Genomic DNA, 18986 nt, shown 5'->3' with positions numbered 1-18986 from the left:
TTCGTTTTGTTCAATAAAAAAGGCCCAGTAAACACTGAGCCTTAATGAATTTATATTGCTAATTAAAGTTTAATATTAACACCAGCAAATAAACGGCGACCTAGTACATCATATGTAAATGGGTCAGTGTTTGAGTCATTGTTACCTGAGTAATACGGTGGCTCTTTGTCAAACATGTTATTAACACCAGCAGAAACGGTCAATACATCATTGATCATGTAAGATGCGCTAATGTCGTGGTATACAACTGATGGTGTAGTTGGTGCATAACAGCTATCATCGCTAACACATGCAAAGCTATCCATACCCGCTATGTAACGAGCTTCATAAGTAGCATCCCAGTTATCGCCTTTAACTTTTAAGCTAAAGTTTGACTTAATGTCTGCGTAACCACCTGAACCACTCGTAATTAATCCTGAATAATCTACGATAGCACCAGTATCAACAACATACTCATCTAAGTAAGTTGTATCTAGGCCTGCTTTCCACGCTAAACCTAACGCATCAAATGAGTAGTTAAGGTTTAAATCGATACCAGACGTTTTCTCTGAACCAATGTTACGTAGTTGGTTATTGAAAACAATACGGCCATCAGCTTGGAATACGGCTGAAGTACTAGTACATACATCATTAGAGCTACTATTTGCATTACCAATACATTGGTCAACTACAAATTGGTTGTTGTAAGTAGAAATAGCATTTTCGATTTCAATGTCGTAGTAATCTACTGTCATTGAAAAACCTTCAAACCATTCTGGCTCATATACAACACCAAATGTAAGTGTATCAGCTTCTTCAGGTGTTAGGTTTTGGTTACCACCAACAGTTACTTCTGCTTGGCTATCAGCACCAGGGTAGCTTACTTGTTCATAAGATGGCTCTTTACCTGAATAAAGCTCATCTACAGTTGGTGCACGGAATGCTGTGGAACGAACACCACGTAGCATTAGTTCATCATTTACACGCCAAGTTAAGCCTAGTTTCCAAGTTTCATCTGAACCGAATGTGCTGTAATCAAACGCACGAATCGCTGCACTTAGTTCGATAGAATCAGCAAAAGATGCATCAGCTAATAAAGGAATTGCAAATTCAACAAACGCTTCATTTACATCAAAGCCACCGCTTGTTGGATCTACACGAGGGTCATTGCCTAAACCTTGTGCTGCAATTGAATCAGGTGTGTACCAAGCTTTTTCTTGACGGTGTTCAACACCGGCTGCAAATGCTGCATAGCCAGCAGGCATTTCAAATAGTTCACCTGAAAGTGATGCCGCTAGGATAAATAACTGGCTGCCACCTGAGTTTTGTTCTGTGTAAATATACTCTTGTACATTTGACTGAGCCCAAGCTGCTTCATCTAACGGATTAAATGTACCGGCTTCAATTGCAGAATTAATTGCAGAAACATTGTGCAAGTTACTCATTTTATCTACAGAGTCGTTACGACCAAAGTTTGCAGAAAAATCCCAAGAGTAATCGCTAATTTCACCTTCAGCGCCTAGCACGATACGAACGGTATCAACCGTTTGAGATAAATCACGCGTACCACTTTCAGCCATACGACGACGGTAGCTAATCTTGTCATTGTAAGCGTAGTTAGTTGCTGTAGTTACGTAATTATCATCTGCATCTTTTACAAATGCATTATTAGCAACTTGACGTTTATCATAAGTTTGGCTTAATAAACTATCACCCATGCTATCAGCATAAGTAAAACCAAAATTAATAGGTTGCGGTGCTAATTGTTGCTCAGACCAACGCTTGGTATAAGTAAATTCACTGAAAAGTCTAGTATCATCACTTATTTCATATTTACCAACACCTGTAATGTTTAAACGTTCCATAGGTGTGTATAAGTAGCTCTTTGCTGCATAGTTATATGCATCAGCTGCATCGGTAAAGCGATGTAAGCTACCACCAAGTCCGCTTAAGCCGCTATCATTTGCAACGCCTTGTTGTTCTATTTCGCCATCACTGTTTACTATGCCAGCAGTGTTTACGTTGTAAATGTGTCCGCCTTCGCTGAACGAAGAACCACCACAGTAAAGACCATTGTCACCTTCAAATAATGGGCAATTTGAAAAACCACGATCAGCTTGGCTTGCTTCTCCACGATTAGTGTACTGCGCACCAAAAACGATATTACCTTTATCGAATGAAGTACCTACAGTAAAGTCAATCGACGTTTCAGATGCATCATGTTTAGATGTCATTGCTGAATTAACGTTTAAATCTAACCCTTCAAAATCATTTTTAAGAATGATATTTACTACACCTGCAACCGCATCTGTGCCGTATACAGCTGAAGCACCGTCTTTAAGCACTTCAATTTGTTTGATCATTGATACTGGAATAGTGTTCAAATCAACAGTTGATGAAGCGCCAGTACCTGAGTTGATCATACGACGACCATTTACAAGCACTAAAGTACGCTGTGAACCTAAGCCACGAAGATCAATAGATGCATTACCGCCTGAACCATTGTTCACGCCAGGATTAGTCATTGCACCGCCAGTAGCTGTCATTTGTTGAAGCACACTGTCTACAGATGTTGCGCCAGAAGCTCTGATTTCATCTGCGCCAATTAGCGTTACTGGGCTAGCGGTTTCCATGTCAGAACGCTTAATGCGAGAACCCGTAATTTGAATCTTTTCGATTGATTTTGCTGCTTCGTCAGCCGCTAAAACTTGCACACTTGAGAACATCGGGATTGCTGCGATTACAGCTAAACCAAGAGTTGATTTTTTCATGAAAGAACCCTACTTGTTGGAAATTTACCGTGATTGGTAATGCTCACTTGTTATAAGAATAGTGAGTCAGGTCGGCAACTTAGGCGCTTTTAACTGAACGAAAACTTAACGAGCGGTCAGATTTTAATTTCCGTAAAAATAGAATAACCAGTAAAGGTACACACGTTACAGATTGTTTCATTGTTAATTAATAAATACACATAAAAATCAGTGATTTATATGATTCATGATACATTCAAAAAACACCTGAAATCAAAGTGATTCACTTTGTAATCAAATGTAATTAGTAGAAAAATATCCCGATATTTGATTAATTAACAAGTTAATCACAGCGCATTATTAAAACCGCAAAACTAAATGTTAATTACTAACCATAATTATGCAGAATGAGCGATTAATTAGTCTTATTTAGCTGCTTAAGAGGCGTTTAAGGAGAAATTTTTTATTCAGGAAACATTAAAAATTGAACTTTTTAAAATCACATCAAAAGTAAATATAATTTTAGCCATGGCTTACTTTTAGATATTTATTTTAAAAGCATACATTTACTTTTTAGCTTAAGTAAAAGCCTGTTTCGTACCGTTGCTTTATAGATAGCTGACAATAATTATTAAACACCAAATACTCGCTGTTCAAAATATCTCTTTAAAATGTTTTTTGCTGGCCTAGTAGTTACAAGTGATCAGAACTGGGCTTTGCTTAACCTGAAATCGGATTACTTATTCTTTAGTGTAGGACTGTGGATATAAACTAGGAATGGCTATCAACAAGGTTAGGTCATAAATTGCGTCATCACTTTAATAAGTTCCTACCCAATCAATAAAAACTTAATACGTGCTAATTTATGTAAAAGCTTTAAGGACTGTTGACCTTGCAGAATTAAGTTTGTTCTACGTAATGGAATTTGATCACGGCGCGAGATTTGTAACCATGCAGGCTAAAAAAGCGAGCTGCAAAGGGAAATCGCCCCTAGGTCTAATTCATAGGGCGGCACATGTTTGGCATTTATACTGCGTTATCACCGCTTGGTTGAAATTAAAATACTGCACAGGCGTACGCTGCCTAAAAACGGTGCATTCTGCTGAAAATTCAATCTCGAAAGATAAACCGCTTCTGGGTGATCTAATTAATTTAAATATCGTAACTTTATATGTTAGTCGTTACATAAAAATCATAGTTAAGTACTTGTTCTACTGAAGATGTTTGATTAAGTATTGTGAGCTCCAAGCGCCAAAGCATATTCTTTTCAGAGCAAATACCGACCATAGTGTTGCTTTGCCAAAGTCCACCCTTTTTTATGAACTGTTGAGGTATGTACCCCATATACATAGTAACGCCTTTTAATTTTGCGTCTGTAATGTGCAATCCGTTTGGTAGCTCACTAAAAATTGTAAATGGAGTTTCGGGGGAAAGTGTAGAATTGCTTAACCATACTTTAACACCACTTGGGAAAGTACATGGTAAATTGGCATCACATTGCGTTGTTTTTAGAAGCTGGGCTTCATTTTTTTCAGAAAAATCACATGCTATTAATAAAAAAAACGCTACAAAAAATATGGGTAATCTATATATAAGCATAACAATCTCGCTGTAAATAAAAGCGAATACTAATAATCGGGTCTATAAATAACAAGTGGGAGTGTTACTATTAGTCGAAATATGGCACAAACTGTATCAAAAAATAAACAACAAGCTCACAAAGTTTGATTGATGTCATAATATTACGTAATTGACCTATCTTTTTTAGGTCAAAAAATTTATCATTTCACCCGCAAAAATTAAGGGTTTCTCGAGTTTGTTTTCTGAAGCATTCATGCTTTGAACGTTTTAGGTAACATGCTTGTGAAGTAATAGTAGGCCCCACTTTTTAAAAGTGGGTAATTCATTTCTAAACGCATTTATTGCAGCGGAAGCCAGAAAATGAGCCAAACAGTAGCATCACAAACTGAGTATAACTATAAAGTTGTACGCCAATTCGCTATTATGACAGTGATTTGGGGCATCGTTGGCATGAGTATTGGGGTTCTGATTGCTGCCCAATTAGCTTGGCCAGCACTTAACTTTGATACACCATGGTTAACATACTCTCGACTACGTCCGTTACACACGAACGCAGTAATTTTCGCATTTGGTACTAGTGCACTTTTTGCGACGTCTTATTACGTCGTACAACGTACTTGTCAAACGCGTCTTTTCTCAGACAAACTCGCCGCCTTTTCATTTTGGGGCTGGCAGCTGGTTATAGTATTAGCAGTAATAACGCTTCCTTTAGGTATTACTAGCTCAAAGGAATATGCAGAACTTGAGTGGCCAATCGATATTTTAATCGCTGTGGTTTGGATTGTTTACGCCATTGTATTCTTTGGTACTTTAATCAAGCGTAAAGTGTCGCACATTTATGTTGCTAACTGGTTCTATGCTGGCTTTATAATTACTGTTGCAGTGCTTCATATTGTAAACAGCATGGCTGTGCCTGTGTCGTTAACTAAATCATACTCAATCTATGCAGGTGCGGTAGATGCGATGGTCCAGTGGTGGTACGGTCATAACGCTGTAGGTTTCCTATTAACTGCTGGTTTCTTAGGTATGATGTATTACTTTGTACCAAAACAAGCAGGTCGCCCAGTTTACTCATACCGCTTATCGGTAGTTCACTTTTGGGCACTAATTTCATTATATATCTGGGCAGGTCCTCACCACCTTCACTACACTGCGCTTCCTGATTGGACGCAAAGTTTAGGTATGGTTATGTCTATTATCCTATTCGTGCCGTCTTGGGGTGGTATGATTAACGGTATTATGACCCTATCAGGCGCGTGGCATAAACTACGCACTGACCCAGTATTACGCTTCTTAGTTGTTTCATTGTCTTTCTACGGTATGTCTACGTTTGAAGGTCCTATGATGGCAATTAAATCTGTAAATGCGTTATCTCACTACACAGATTGGACAATCGGCCACGTACACTCAGGTGCGCTAGGTTGGGTTGCTATGATTTCAATTGGTGCTATTTACCACTTAATTCCTGCGTTATTTGCGCAAGGTCGTATGTATAGCGTTAAATTGGTTAATACCCACTTCTGGTTACACACTGTAGGTGTTGTTTTATACATTGTTGCAATGTGGATCTCTGGTGTAATGCAAGGTCTAATGTGGCGTGCAGTGAATGCTGACGGTACATTAATGTACAGCTTTGTGCAGTCTTTAGAAGCGTCGCATCCTTTCTACATCATGCGTTTTGTAGGCGGTGTATTCATCGTAACAGGCATGTTAGTTATGGCTTATAACGTTTTCCGTACAATTTCAGCTGAGAAAGAATCTCTGAAGTTAGACGCGCAAGCACAATTAGCATAACGGAGTGAGATGATGAGCAATAAAAATTCACAAAATAAACATGAGATAGTAGAAAAAAACGTTGGCCTTATGGCTATTCTGACTGTTTTTGCTATCAGCTTTGGTGCATTAGTTGAAATTACTCCGCTAATGTTCCAAGACGACACAACTAAACCTGTAGAAGGCCTACGCCCTCTTAACGCTTTAGAAATGGAAGGCCGTGATATATATGTACGTGAAGGTTGTTATAACTGTCACTCACAAATGATCCGCCCTTTTCGTGATGAAGTTGAGCGTTACGGTCACTACTCTGTAGCAGGCGAATCAGTATGGGATCACCCTTTCCAATGGGGTTCTAAACGTACTGGTCCTGACCTTGCTCGCGTTGGTAAACGTTACTCGGACGATTGGCATTATGCTCACTTAGTTGACCCACGTGCCGTGGTTCCTGAGTCGAATATGCCAGGTTTTCCTTGGTTAGCAGAGGATAAGGTAGATACAAGCCTGACTCTGAAAAAACTACAAATTTTCCGTGATACTTTTGCTATTAACCCAGAAAACCCTAAACACCCGGGCCTAGGTTATGGCAGCGACGAAGAACTTAAAGCTGATGTTGAAAAAGTTAACGCTATGAATAACGGCGAAGGCGCAACAGAGATGCAAGCTCTAATCGCGTATTTACAGCAACTTGGTACCCACTTGAAGTAAATTATTATGGATTACGGAACATACAGAGGCATTTTGACTCTGGTAATTTTAGTATTGTTTATTGTGATTGTTGTATGGGCATACAGCAAGCGTAGCAAAAATCGTTTTGATAGCGCTGCTAATGCCATTTTCGAAGATGAAAAAAAACATAACAACACACTCTCTAACGAGGAAAAGGAGTCTGAAAAATGACTAGCTTTTGGAGTATTTGGGTTATTGTATTAACCCTTGCATGCTTATGCATCATCTTTGGCTTATTAGTTTGGAACTTAAAAAACTATGCTGGCGTAAAAGAAGGTGAAAGCTGTGGACATGAATTTGACGGCATTGAAGAGCTAAATAATCCACTACCAAAATGGTGGACTTACATGTTTTTCGCAACTTTTATTTGGTCAGTATATTACCTTGCAGCTTACCCAGGTTTAGGTAACTGGGAAGGGTTAGGTAAATGGACTAGTTCTAATCAAGGTATTACGTCTTTAGCTGAGTCTAAAAAAGCAGTTGCAGAGGCCAAAGCTGAAGGTCGTTTTGTTAAACTCGATAAAGAGTACGAAGCCGCAGAAGAACGCTTTGGTCCTATTTTTAACCGACTTGCACAAGTGCCGGTTTTAGATTTAGTTAATTCTAAGTTTGAAGGTGACGCAGCGCAGCAAGTTGCTCTAAAAAATGGCGACAAACATGAGCAAACAGATGGCCAATTAGCCATCGAAATTGGTCAGCGTTTATTCTCACAAAACTGTGCGCAATGTCACGGCTCTGATGCGCGTGGTGGAACTGGCTTCCCTAACCTAACTGATAAAGATTGGTTATATGGCGGTACACCAGACAAAATTAGAGAAACTCTGCTTAATGGTCGTATTGCAGCGATGCCTGCTTGGGGCCCAGCTCTTGGCGAGCAAGGCGTTAAAGAAATGACAGCACATGTGCTGAGCCTTTCTGGCCGTACTGTTAACCAAAAAGATGCAGCAGCAGGTGCCGCTAAGTTTGCAATGTGCGCCGCATGTCACGGTGCTGATGGTAAAGGGTCGGTTGCACATAACCTACCATTTGGCGCACCTAACCTGACTGATAACATTTGGTTATACGGTGGCTCTCAACGCGCTGTTGAAGAAACGCTTAACCACGGCCGTGCTGGTGTAATGCCTGCTTGGAAAGACATTTTAGGTGAAGATAAGATTCACTTATTAACAGCCTACGTTTACAGTTTATCGCAAGATAAATAAGCACGCGGTTAATAAAATGTTTATAAATTAATTTATTTAATTCAATAGATTAATCCAGATCAAAAAAGCCTCCACTGTGAGGCTTTTTTTAGTCTTTTACGTATAATTCCTATAAAATAACGCTTCCTAAACTAATTTTAGAGACACTATGCAACCTACTCCGTGGTATAAAAATTTTTGGCCTTGGTTTTTAATCTTTTTTCCGTTAGTTGCCATTATTGGCTGTATTAGCTTGTTTATTACGGCGATAGGTAACGGCCCAGATATGGTTGTTGACGACTACTACAAAAAAGGGAAAGCAATAAACTTAGAATTAACCAAGTTTGAAAAAGCAAAAGCACTTTATTTACACGGCGAATTAAATGTTACTAATGAACGTGTAAGCTTTAAATTTACAAAAGGCGATAGCAGCAATGTGCATGTATTAAAGCTCTCGTTTTACCATCGCACCATTAAAGCGCATGACTTTGAAGCCACACTTACGCCTAATGCCAATCAAGAGTTTACTGCATTACTTGATGAGTACACAGCGGGTGCATATTCTGTATTTATTGAGCCAATTGATGGTAGTTGGAAACTAAAAGAGAACATTGTTCTACCGACGGCTGAAACCGTTTTAGTTAATCCTAACTATAAGTAGTCATTACTATGTCTAACTTTTGCTTTCATTGCCTTGAAAGTGTGCCAACCGGATTTAGCGCAAGCGTTATCATTGACGATAAAGCCCAGCCGATGTGTTGCATTGGCTGCCAAGCTGTTGCGCAAAATATTGTTGATCAAGGTATGACCGACTACTATAAATACCGAACAGTTCGCGCTGGAAAAGTCGAACAGCTAGTACCTGAGCAACTCGCATTTATAAAAAGTTATGACAACGAAGACATTCAAGACGAATTTATAGCCACTAACGATAATATCTCTGAGGTATTGTTGAGCGTTGAAGGTATAACCTGCGCAGCGTGTGCATGGCTTATCGAAAAACAACTCTTAAGCTTAAATACTGTAAAACGGGTTGATGTAAATACATCTACCAACCGCGCGATGATCCAATGGGATAAAACCAGCACCCCATTAAGTGAAGTTATTACTTCCTTAGCTAAAATTGGTTATAAAGCCTACCCGTTTCAATCAGATATTGAAGCACAACAAAAACAGCAAACCGCCAAAGCCTATATTCGCCGTTTAGGTGTTGCAGGCTTAATGACCATGCAAGTTATGATGTTTGCATTTGCCATGTACTTTGGCATGTTCTCCGGTATGGACAGCAATTTTGAGCAGTATTTTAGATGGATCAGCTTAGTACTAGCCTCTCCGGTTATTTTATACAGTGCACTCCCCTTTTTAACCAATGCTATAAATGGACTAAAAGCAAAACAGCTCAATATGGATTTACCCGTATCACTGGCTATTTTTGGTGCGTTTAGTGCAAGTTGTTACGCCACATTTATGCAAGTCGGCGAAGTGTATTTTGAATCTGTGTGCATGTTTACCTTTTTACTTTTATTAGGTAAGTACCTTGAATTTAGAGCGCGTTTAAAAGCGAGCGAATTTACTGCCAACTTACAAAAATTATTGCCATTAACAGCCCGCACCATTAACGACAGTGGTGAAGAACTTATAATTGCAGCCAAAAAACTAAAACTTAATGACGTAGTACTCATTAAAGCGGGTGAAACAATCCCTGCCGACGGCGAACTTATTAAAGGTAAAACTACGGTTGATGAATCAATGATGACGGGAGAACACCAGCCTGTCACTAAATTTATTGGTCACAATGTCTATGCCGGTTGCGTTAACCACGACGGCGTTATTAAAATAAAAATTAATAAAATTGGCCAAAATACGCTTTTAAATCAAATTATACGCTTGCAACACAACGCATTAACTAAACGTCCTAAACTGGTTGAAATTACAGATAAAGTTGCGCAATGGTTTATTGCGTCTTTACTTATATTTGCTTCACTTACAGCTATTGGCTGGTACCAAATTGACCCTGAACACGCATTTTGGATCACCATTTCGGTTTTAGTTGCTACCTGCCCATGTGCCCTGAGTTTAGCGATACCAACCGCACTTACATGCGCGGTTGCAACACTTACTCGTAAAGGCGTGTTGATAAAACAAGCGCATGTGCTCGAAACACTCTCACAAATTACGTTATTTGCGTTTGATAAAACAGGCACGCTCACCCAAGGTAAATTTAGCCTTGATGAAGTGGATATAATCGATAAGCAATACACAAAAGCGCAAGTGCTAGATATGGCAGCTATGTTAGAGCGTTATTCTGAACACCCTATCGCCAGCGCATTTGATGAAATTACCCCTGCTCACCACAACCTTGATAACGTTGAAGTGCATCCAGGTCTGGGAATTAGCGCACAAGATGCAAACAATCATTACGCAATTGGTAAAAGTGGTTGGTTTGATAGCAAAAAATCAAATGCACAAGCGAGCTTGTATATTAATAAGCAAGTTGTTGCACGTTTTTACTTTATTGATAAAGTGAAAAACGATGCTCAAAAGCTTATAGACTCACTTCAATCGCAAAATTTAACGTGCCATATGTTAACTGGTGACGCATCAGATGCTGGGCAAAAAGTAGCTAAACAACTCAACCTTGAAAGTGTGCAATCTGGATGTTCGCCACAAGATAAACAAACAGCCGTTGAACAATGGGCGTCACAAAACGAAGTAGTTGCAATGGTCGGCGATGGCGTAAACGACAGTCCTGTATTTGCCAGTGCGCATTTATCCATTGCAATGGAAACAGGTGCTGACATATCAAAAAATAGCGCCGATGTAGTGCTTCTTAATAGCGATTTAGCTTCAATCGATCATTTACTTAATGTTGCAAAACAAACCCGGCGTATTATTAAACAAAACCTTGCGCTGTCTCTATTGTATAATGCGTCCATATTACCATTGGCGGCATTAGGCTTAGTTGCTCCGTGGATGGCTGTTATTGGCATGTCTGCCAGCTCAATTATCGTGATTAGTAATTCACTAAGGCTATTAAAGTTATGAGCATAATTTACATTTTGATCCCCATTGCCATTTTATTTGTCATTATTGCTATTGGCGTGTTTTTTTGGGCCGTAAAAAGTGAGCAGTTTTCTGATTTAAACAAACAAGGTCATAGTATTTTGTTTGAAGATGACAAAGAGCAACATAATAAAAGTAATGATTGACCCTCTTTATACCAGCGCATTTTTAATGGGGCTAATAGGCAGCGGCCATTGCATTGCTATGTGCGGCGGTATTGCAAGCTCACTACAACTGGCAAGCGATAAACGCAAAACATTCACCTATTCATTTGCCTATAATATTGGACGCGCACTGAGCTACATGGCAGCAGGCGCGCTTGTTGCTGGTATTAGTAGTCAATTTGCTAGGCAAAATACGTCTTTTTCTTTAGCCCTTTCATTCATTGCAGCTATTTTTATGCTCCTCGTTGGCGTATATATAATGCGCTTGGGCCCTACGCTGCAATGGTTAGAGAAAATAGGTAAAACCTTGGTATGGCAACACATTGTTAAGCTAAATAAATATTTAATGCCTATTAACTCTCCTTTTAAAGCCCTAGGTTACGGTGCATTGTGGGGCTGGCTGCCTTGTGGACTTGTATACTCAGCGCTTACATGGGCGATGACTAGTCCAAGTGCTTTAGATGGCGCTTTAGTGATGCTTTTTTGCCTTAGGTACTTTTCCGGCAATGATCACTTTAGGTATCACCGCACAAAAGCTAAATAGTATTATTAACCATCCATGGACTCGCATTGTATTAGGCAGTGTTATAATTTGGTATGGTATCTACTTATTGATTATTGCAACCGACAAGCTGGTACACTAATCTAGACAACGTCGTGCATAAAAATTAAAAACGGATTAAAATATGGATTTCTCTCAAAGTCGCGCTAAAAGCAATTGTGCTATTAGCTGTAATAACTGCAGTATCAGTCAATTGTGTTTGCCATTTTCACTCAATGGCCAAGAAATGGATAAGCTTGACGAAATTATTGAGCGAAAAAAACCACTCCATAAAGGCGACTACTTATTTGAATCAGGCGCCCCTTTACAAGCTATTTATGCAGTACGTTCAGGTTCATTTAAATCTTATACACTATCAGAACAAGGCGATGAGCAAATAACTGGATTTCATTTAGCGGGCGATTTGGTAGGCTTTGACGCGATAAGCAAAATGGCGCATCAGAGCTTTTCGCAAGCACTCGAAACGTCAATGGTATGCGAAATTCCATTTGATACACTTGATGAACTTGCTGGTAAATTACCAAAACTTCGTCAACAAATTATGCGTTTAATGAGCAGTGAGATTACATACGATCAAGAAATGCTGTTATTACTTAATAAAAAATCAGCAGAAGAACGCTTAGCTAGTTTTATTTATAACCTGTCAGAGCGTTTTGGCGAGCGTGGTTTTTCGCGTAAAGAATTTAGATTTACCATGACTCGTGGTGAAATAGGTAACTACTTAGGCCTTACCGTAGAAACTATTAGCCGCTTATTAAGCCGTTTTCAAAAAGCTGACTTAATTAAAGTAGAAGGTAAATTTATTACTATTTTAGATAACAATGCATTAGCTAAAGCCGCAGCAATTGTTAAATCTTGCTAAATAAAATAGTTTGATTTAGAACAACAATTTATGTGCTACCCCTTTAACTGTTTTGTATTTACGTTACACTAAAAATACACCCGTTAAGTAAATGGAGTAGCACATGGACACTATTAAACGCATTATTGCAGTTATTGACCCTACCAAAGACGATCAACACGGTTTAGCACGTTCAATAGATTTAGCTAAGAAATCTGGCGCAAGTATTACCGCCTTTATGACGGTTTATGACTTCTCTTATGAAATGACCACAATGCTCTCTGGCGATGAACGAGAAGCTATGCGCGACGCTGTTGTTAAAGACCGCGAACTATGGCTAAGTGATTTGGTTTCTCCCTACAAAGATATAAGTATTGAAACTCAAGTTGTATGGCATAACCGCCCTTATGAAGCTATTATTGATGCCGTAATTGATGAAAAGTACGATTTAGTAATTAAAGGCACACATCAACATGGTGCACTTAAATCCGTTATTTTCACCCCTACAGATTGGCACTTAGTACGTAAATGCCCAGCTCCGGTATTGTTTGTAAAAGAAATGGCATGGCCAGCAAACGGAAATATTTTAGCTGCTGTAAATGCAGTTAGTGAAAACGAAGAACATGTAGCACTTAATAAACGAGTTATCGAAGATGCACAATTTTTATGTGGACTCGCCAATGCAACACTCAATTTAGTTAATGCCTACCCTGCAACCCCCGTTAATATCGCTATCGAAATCCCTGAGTTTAACCCTGGACTTTATAACGAATCAGTTAAAAAACATCACCACGAATCAACCAATGAACTTGCCGCTGAATTTAATTTAAGCCAAGAACAATGTTTTATTGAAGAAGGCTTACCAGAGGATGTAATTCCTGATGTGGCTAAGCGATTAAATAGTGAATTGGTTGTTATTGGTACTGTAGGTCGTACAGGTTTAAGTGCAGCACTTGTAGGTAATACTGCAGAGCATGTAATTGATAGCCTTGACTGCGATGTATTGGCACTTAAACCCGATGGTTACGTAAGCCCGTTGGCAAAAAAGCTAGATTAACCAAAAAATATTTTAGCAAATAACAGCACGTACCTTACTTGCTAAAAATACCGCGTTTAATTACATCCTAAACTCGCATATTCAGGTGGTTTGGGTATAATACGCCCCTTTATTTTTAGCAAATAACTTTGCTGCATTGTTTTACTAGGGGGCGTAATTGTCACACTCAGATCAAGCTAAAGCTCAATTTAACTTAAATAAGCTGCAAAAGCGTTTACGTCGCCAAACTGGTCAAGCCGTTATGGACTTCAATATGATTGAAGAAGGTGACCGTATAATGGTGTGTTTATCAGGTGGCAAAGACAGCTATACAATGCTTGAAATGCTGCAGCATTTAAAACGTGTTGCACCAATAAAGTTTGATCTAGTTGTTGTAAACCTTGATCAAAAACAACCAGATTTTCCTGAGCATGTATTGCCCCAATACCTTGATAAATTAAATGTTGAATACAAAATTGTAGAAGAAGATACTTACAGTATTGTTACTGATATTATTCCTGAAGGGAAAACAACCTGTTCACTTTGCTCTCGTTTACGTCGTGGTATTTTATACCGCACAGCAAAAGAGCTAGGTGCTACAAAAATTGCGCTTGGCCATCATCGCGACGACATGATTGAAACCTTGTTTTTAAATATGTTTTACGGCGGTAAACTAAAGAGTATGCCCGCTAAATTAATGAGTGATAACGGTGAGCACATGGTTATTCGCCCGCTTGCATATTGCAGAGAAACCGATATAGCCCAATACGCATTTGCACAAGGTTACCCTATTATTCCTTGTAATTTATGTGGCTCGCAAGAAAACTTACAACGTAAACATACAAAAGCGATGCTCGCTAAATGGGATGCTGAGCACCCAGGACGTATAGAAAGCATTTTTACTGCAATGCAAAATATAGTTCCTTCGCATTTGGCCGATGCTGATCTATTTGATTTTAAAAATTTACAAACCGGTGAAGTAATTAATGGTGGTGATATCGCCCTTGATAAACCCGACATTCCTAAAGTGCCTGTTACTAATGAACTTGATGAACAAGAAACGCCAAGTGTTGTTACTATAAATCTAAGCTAACTAATTTAAGGGTTTGTATTTATATACAAACTCTTATAATTTACCAATTTAGTATTACGCTCTATTTTCAACTCTCAGCTAAGCCTTGTAAAAACTCCAAGCTCAGCTTTTCTTGTGCATTAGCCTGATAGGGTAATTGCTGCAAGCTATCGTACGAAAAATCGTTAATATCAAATTGACTTATTTCACTATTCCCAAAGCTGTTTCGCTCACCTGGGCTTGGTGACATTCTCTCAACAACAAAGTCACTTAAGCGCATTTCTGTAATACCTTGTGGTAATACAGACCAGTGAGCTTTTAGATTAAGTGTTTGACTCCCCTGCGTTAACCTCTTCTTTGATACTAAATGAGCTAGTGGTGTATCACCATTATATAAATTAGCTCTCACCCGATATAAACCGCTTTTTATGACGGTTAGATTTGCTGGTATAAGCATATTTTCATTTTGTGCATAGGCTGTATTAAAGCCAATTAAGGTTGCACTTGGTGGCATATATTGAATTTGCGCAACTACGGGTACTTTTTTACCTGCCACATCAGCCTCTACAAACAATTGTAAACTACGAGGATAATCTTCTTTAGCTTTAAACGTTATACTCGCCTCTCCTTCGTGTGCACTGCCAGTATGAGTATTTAATACCTCTTTTGTGTCTGTATTTGCCAGCTCAACCACCACTTTACCGAGCCCTTGCGCGCTTACGTTTAACCTTATTTCTTCTGGGTATACAAAACGATACTGCTCAAGGCTTAACGTAAGCGCAGAGCCAGTTTCGTCAATTGGGCTCGATACCGGATAAAACTGGTTTGGCTTTAGACGATCCTCATCTAATGTGCTCAACGGTTGAGAATAAGGAGGAAATTTAAGTGCACTTTCGTATTGCATAACTATTTGTTCAGCTGCTTTTGTTAAATCTTCATTAAAAGCAATTTGTTGTTTAGATGGTGTTTTTTTTACTTTAGGTACATCAATGGCTATTACTTTTACAGGATCTGTATTTGGGGCACTAAGAGACTTTGATATTGGTTTTTTTCTGTCTCATCCAGTTTTTTTGAGTCATTATTATTTGTAAACCACAGCACAAATAAAGCAACGCTAATGATTAAAGTGATCAGATAAAATTTTTTCATAGGCTATATTCATATCCTGCATAAAGCGTGCAGTTAGTAACTGCACGCTTTTATATTATGGAATCACATTATAAATAAGCGCCGATGCACTTAAATTATTAGAATCCTTTATGTACCGGTATTGTTTTTTCCAAAACCAAGTACCTGTTGATTCATCAAACGTATTAAAACCTACGTTTTGGCCATCAACATTCACATTATTCATCGCAATAGTTACATTACCTTTGCGTTGTGCATTATGAATTTCATTGTGGCTATAGCTATCACTCATCATCATAGGATAATGGTTTGGCATAAAGCTTGTTACTGCATCGCCTTGTGAATCTAACTGTCCATCTGTATCGATACTGCGGCTACAGCTTCCAAACGATCCTACAGAACTTGCCCCACATGATGAGTGTGATGCTACAACGGAGTCATCGTTACCTCTTAAAAAACCACCCGTTAGGCCTAAGTATGCATTACCATCAGCAACAAAACGTAAGCGTGGTGTGCGTGCGTCAGGAAATGGTGAAATTTTACGTGCATTATTTACTTTTAAATCGTGTAATACACCAATTGCTTGCGTTACATCGCTGCCTAACCACCATTTGAGTGCAGCATCTATCGCAAAGTTCCATGAAGCACCGGTTAATGCACTCACTGCAATATCAGCGAGCTCACTTCCACCGCCAGCCCCTGCCAAATCAAACGTAGCAACAATATTAAGCGGTTGTAGCCCCGCGTTTTCTAACCAGTTTTCTTGATTATCAATAATATGGCGTGCAACTAAGTCACCTGTAGAATGAGTTACAAGCACACAGCCATCGTTACACAAATTAGAACGCGAAATTTGTTTCAACTTAGGCCAAACCCAATCAGTGGCTATTTTACCCTCTACACGCTCGTATGAAGGCCAATCAATGCGTTCGTCAGCGCGATTACTCCAGTACGATTGCCAATATGTTTCACCATCATTGACAACATCACTGCCTGATTTATTTGTTATTTGCGACACTTGTAAGCCATGAATTAATATAATTTTGTAATCTTTACTCGCTGCGGAAAAACTCATTAACATAGCGAGTCCCGCACCAAGTAAATGGCTTGGTTTTATTAGTTTGTGTGTGCGTTTGTTGTTGTTCATACAATTCCTTAATGTGGTGTGTTTTATATTTACTATTTAACCTCAACTCTAACTAATAGATTTACTAACATATTGAACCACAATGATAGTCAAATTTGTTTTTCTCTAAGCCAGCGATTTTCAGTGAAAACAAGGCTAATTCACTCGTCAGTAGTGGATCTGTTGCAATCGCAGTTGGCGCTGAAGTAGCAGTTTGAGATAGATTTACTATCTAAAGCTCAGGTTATTTATATTTAAGGTATTCATGTTCAATGTACTTGAGCTTGTCAGCTCAGGCATTCAACAGTATTAGGAACAAACCACTAAAATGCAACATTTTATTATCATTTGTGTTGGGAAATAATTTATTTCACATTTATTAATGGGTTAACAAAACGATAATTGTTAAATTTGAAATTATTGGACTGATTTAAAAGATTACACTGAGGAGTATTAAAATTAAACTAATTCGGTTAGCTTCGTGTTTATGAATGCAAATGTGGCTAAGTTTTTCTAAAGCATTTAAACCTTTAATGTTTAAGTGCTTTAGGAAGACCAGCTTTAAAATGAGGAGACAATTAGGCTAACCATTAGCTTTAAGTTCATTAGTAAATTGCCCTATAGAATTCACAACTTCTTGCGCACCTTGTTGAATTTCCTGCATCACATCACCTGACTCTTTAGATAATGCTAAACCTTGCTCTGCTTTCTCTTTACCTTTCTCGATTACAGCCACCGTATTTTGTGTCTGTGATTGATTACGCTGCACAACTTCAACAATTTCTTCTGTTGCTTTTGAGGTACGCGATGCAAGCAACCTTACTTCGTCTGCAACAACAGCAAAACCTCGACCTTGCTCTCCAGCCCTAGCTGCTTCAATTGCGGCATTCAACGCTAATAAATTTGTTTGTTCGGCAATACTGCTGATACTTTGTACAATGCTCGCAATTTGTTGTGACTGCTGATCGAGCGCTGATATTTCACTAGCAGCTTGCTCCATGTTAACGGCCAACTCAGTCATAACAGCGACTGTATCTTGTATAACAAGCGCACCTTGCTCTGCTTTTTTATCGGTTTGGGTTGAGGTGCCATGAGCAATTTCGGCCGCTTGTGATATTGCTATTTCTTGATTTACTTGCTCTGTAATAACTGTCGCGAATTTCATTACTTTATAAAGTTCATTTGCATCATTTGAGATTGGATTGTATGACGCTTCTAACCATACAATATTGCCATGTTTATCTACGCGCTTAAAACGTTCCGCAATAAATTTTCCTTCCCGCAACTTAGTCCAAAATTGCAAGTACTCTTGAGAGTTTGCTTCTGATCCCTCACAAAATGTACGGTGGTGCTTGCCTATAATTTCACTTTCTTTATAGCCCATAGCTACCAAAAATTGATCATTAGCTTTTAAAACATGTCCTTCTAAATCAAATTCGATTACAGCCATAGAGCGATATATTGCTTTAATAGTGTCGCTTTGCTCGCGAGAAGCTGTAATTGTTTTTGTAAGCACACTACCAAATATAGAAAAATAAAGAAGTTGATCTTGCTCGCCTTTCACCGGATGAACTATTAAGCGAAGCCATTCTGATTTACCATCACGGCGTATTATTTGTAATGCGCCACCCCAATGCCCTTCTTTTTTTATAGCTTGCTGTAGGCTTTTAAATTCTGAAGATTGACGAGACGACTCAGTAATAAAATCATCAAAAGAGTTATTAGTAAGATCGTCTTCGTTGTAGCCTAAGTTTTCTAAAAACCTATCATTAGCGTGCGAAATTCTACCATCATAAAGAATGTTTAGTACTAACATCTCTCGGTAAAGCCCTTCCCACACTTGTTGTAACGGATAGAGTTCTGCTTTTAAAGAGGCTATTTCATTTTGCTTATTTTTAGAAAAAAACATTAATATCCTTACTAGGGCGTGTTGACCTTTGTGGATTGAAATTTGTTCAATCTAGGGGCGATTAAATCACGGCGCGAGGTTTGTAACCTAGT

Annotated in this window: 14 protein-coding genes and 2 pseudogenes; 11 read left to right on the top strand and 5 right to left on the bottom strand. The window is 38.8% G+C overall.

All coding sequences use genetic code 11. The features are described 5' to 3' along the window. Positions 1-62 precede the first annotated feature (62 nt). Positions 63-2750: a TonB-dependent receptor gene (locus P4S71_RS15950; protein ID WP_337150988.1), complete on the bottom strand. Its 2688-nt coding sequence runs from the start codon at positions 2748-2750 to the stop codon at positions 63-65. A gap of 1146 nt (positions 2751-3896) precedes the next feature. Beyond that, on the bottom strand, positions 3897-4328 hold the full coding sequence (locus tag P4S71_RS15945) for a hypothetical protein (protein WP_337150987.1): 432 nt from the start codon (positions 4326-4328) through the stop codon (positions 3897-3899). A gap of 342 nt (positions 4329-4670) precedes the next feature. On the opposite strand from P4S71_RS15945, the gene ccoN reads away from it, so the two are divergent. From ccoN to ttcA, 11 genes and pseudogenes are all read left to right on the top strand, one after another. Beyond that, positions 4671-6104, top strand: coding sequence for a cytochrome-c oxidase, cbb3-type subunit I (gene ccoN, locus P4S71_RS15940; RefSeq protein ID WP_002961515.1), 1434 nt, complete (start codon positions 4671-4673; stop codon positions 6102-6104). 12 nt (positions 6105-6116) lie between these two features. After that, entirely contained in the window at positions 6117-6791 is a 675-nt protein-coding gene (ccoO, locus tag P4S71_RS15935; protein ID WP_033016430.1) for a cytochrome-c oxidase, cbb3-type subunit II, read from the top strand. A 6-nt stretch (positions 6792-6797) separates the two neighbouring features. Then, complete coding sequence (locus tag P4S71_RS15930; RefSeq protein ID WP_024597380.1) at positions 6798-6983, top strand: CcoQ/FixQ family Cbb3-type cytochrome c oxidase assembly chaperone; 186 nt, start codon at positions 6798-6800, stop codon at positions 6981-6983. After that, complete coding sequence (ccoP, locus tag P4S71_RS15925; RefSeq protein WP_007375299.1) at positions 6980-8014, top strand: cytochrome-c oxidase, cbb3-type subunit III; 1035 nt, start codon at positions 6980-6982, stop codon at positions 8012-8014. Before P4S71_RS15930 ends, ccoP begins: the two co-directional genes overlap by 4 nt. 148 nt (positions 8015-8162) lie before the next feature. Next, the gene (locus P4S71_RS15920; RefSeq protein ID WP_096793345.1) at positions 8163-8654 is read left to right on the top strand and encodes a FixH family protein; all 492 of its coding nucleotides are present in this window, start codon (positions 8163-8165) and stop codon (positions 8652-8654) included. Positions 8655-8662: 8 nt separating this feature from the next. Continuing rightward, on the top strand, positions 8663-11038 hold the full coding sequence (locus P4S71_RS15915; protein WP_337150986.1) for a heavy metal translocating P-type ATPase: 2376 nt from the start codon (positions 8663-8665) through the stop codon (positions 11036-11038). After that, complete coding sequence (gene ccoS / locus P4S71_RS15910; RefSeq protein ID WP_002963071.1) at positions 11035-11202, top strand: cbb3-type cytochrome oxidase assembly protein CcoS; 168 nt, start codon at positions 11035-11037, stop codon at positions 11200-11202. Before P4S71_RS15915 ends, ccoS begins: the two co-directional genes overlap by 4 nt. After that, positions 11195-11864: pseudogene (locus P4S71_RS15905) on the top strand (sulfite exporter TauE/SafE family protein). Before ccoS ends, P4S71_RS15905 begins: the two are co-directional and overlap by 8 nt. Positions 11865-11906: 42 nt before the next feature. Further along, positions 11907-12644, top strand: a complete 738-nt coding sequence (locus P4S71_RS15900) for an FNR family transcription factor (RefSeq protein WP_007375303.1) — start codon at positions 11907-11909, stop codon at positions 12642-12644. Between the two features lie 103 nt (positions 12645-12747). Next, positions 12748-13680 (top strand): universal stress protein UspE, encoded by a 933-nt coding sequence (gene uspE, locus P4S71_RS15895; RefSeq protein ID WP_337150985.1) that lies wholly within the window; start codon positions 12748-12750, stop codon positions 13678-13680. A gap of 157 nt (positions 13681-13837) precedes the next feature. Further along, positions 13838-14752 (top strand): tRNA 2-thiocytidine(32) synthetase TtcA, encoded by a 915-nt coding sequence (ttcA, locus tag P4S71_RS15890; protein WP_033028310.1) that lies wholly within the window; start codon positions 13838-13840, stop codon positions 14750-14752. Between the two features lie 67 nt (positions 14753-14819). Here the strand turns inward: ttcA and P4S71_RS15885 are convergent. From P4S71_RS15885 to P4S71_RS15875, 3 genes and pseudogenes are all read right to left on the bottom strand, one after another. After that, positions 14820-15880, bottom strand: a pseudogene (locus tag P4S71_RS15885) (hypothetical protein). Positions 15881-15935: 55 nt separating this feature from the next. Further along, the gene (locus P4S71_RS15880; protein ID WP_096793348.1) at positions 15936-17006 is read right to left on the bottom strand and encodes a hypothetical protein; all 1071 of its coding nucleotides are present in this window, start codon (positions 17004-17006) and stop codon (positions 15936-15938) included. A gap of 562 nt (positions 17007-17568) precedes the next feature. Then, complete coding sequence (locus P4S71_RS15875; RefSeq protein WP_337150984.1) at positions 17569-18894, bottom strand: methyl-accepting chemotaxis protein; 1326 nt, start codon at positions 18892-18894, stop codon at positions 17569-17571. Between the last annotated feature and the right edge of the window lie 92 nt (positions 18895-18986).

This window comes from Pseudoalteromonas sp. B62 (assembly GCF_037162565.1).
Lineage (GTDB): Bacteria > Pseudomonadota > Gammaproteobacteria > Enterobacterales > Alteromonadaceae > Pseudoalteromonas > Pseudoalteromonas fuliginea.
The sequence above is the reverse complement of the archived record's forward strand: the minus strand, read 5'-3'. Positions and strand labels throughout refer to the sequence as shown.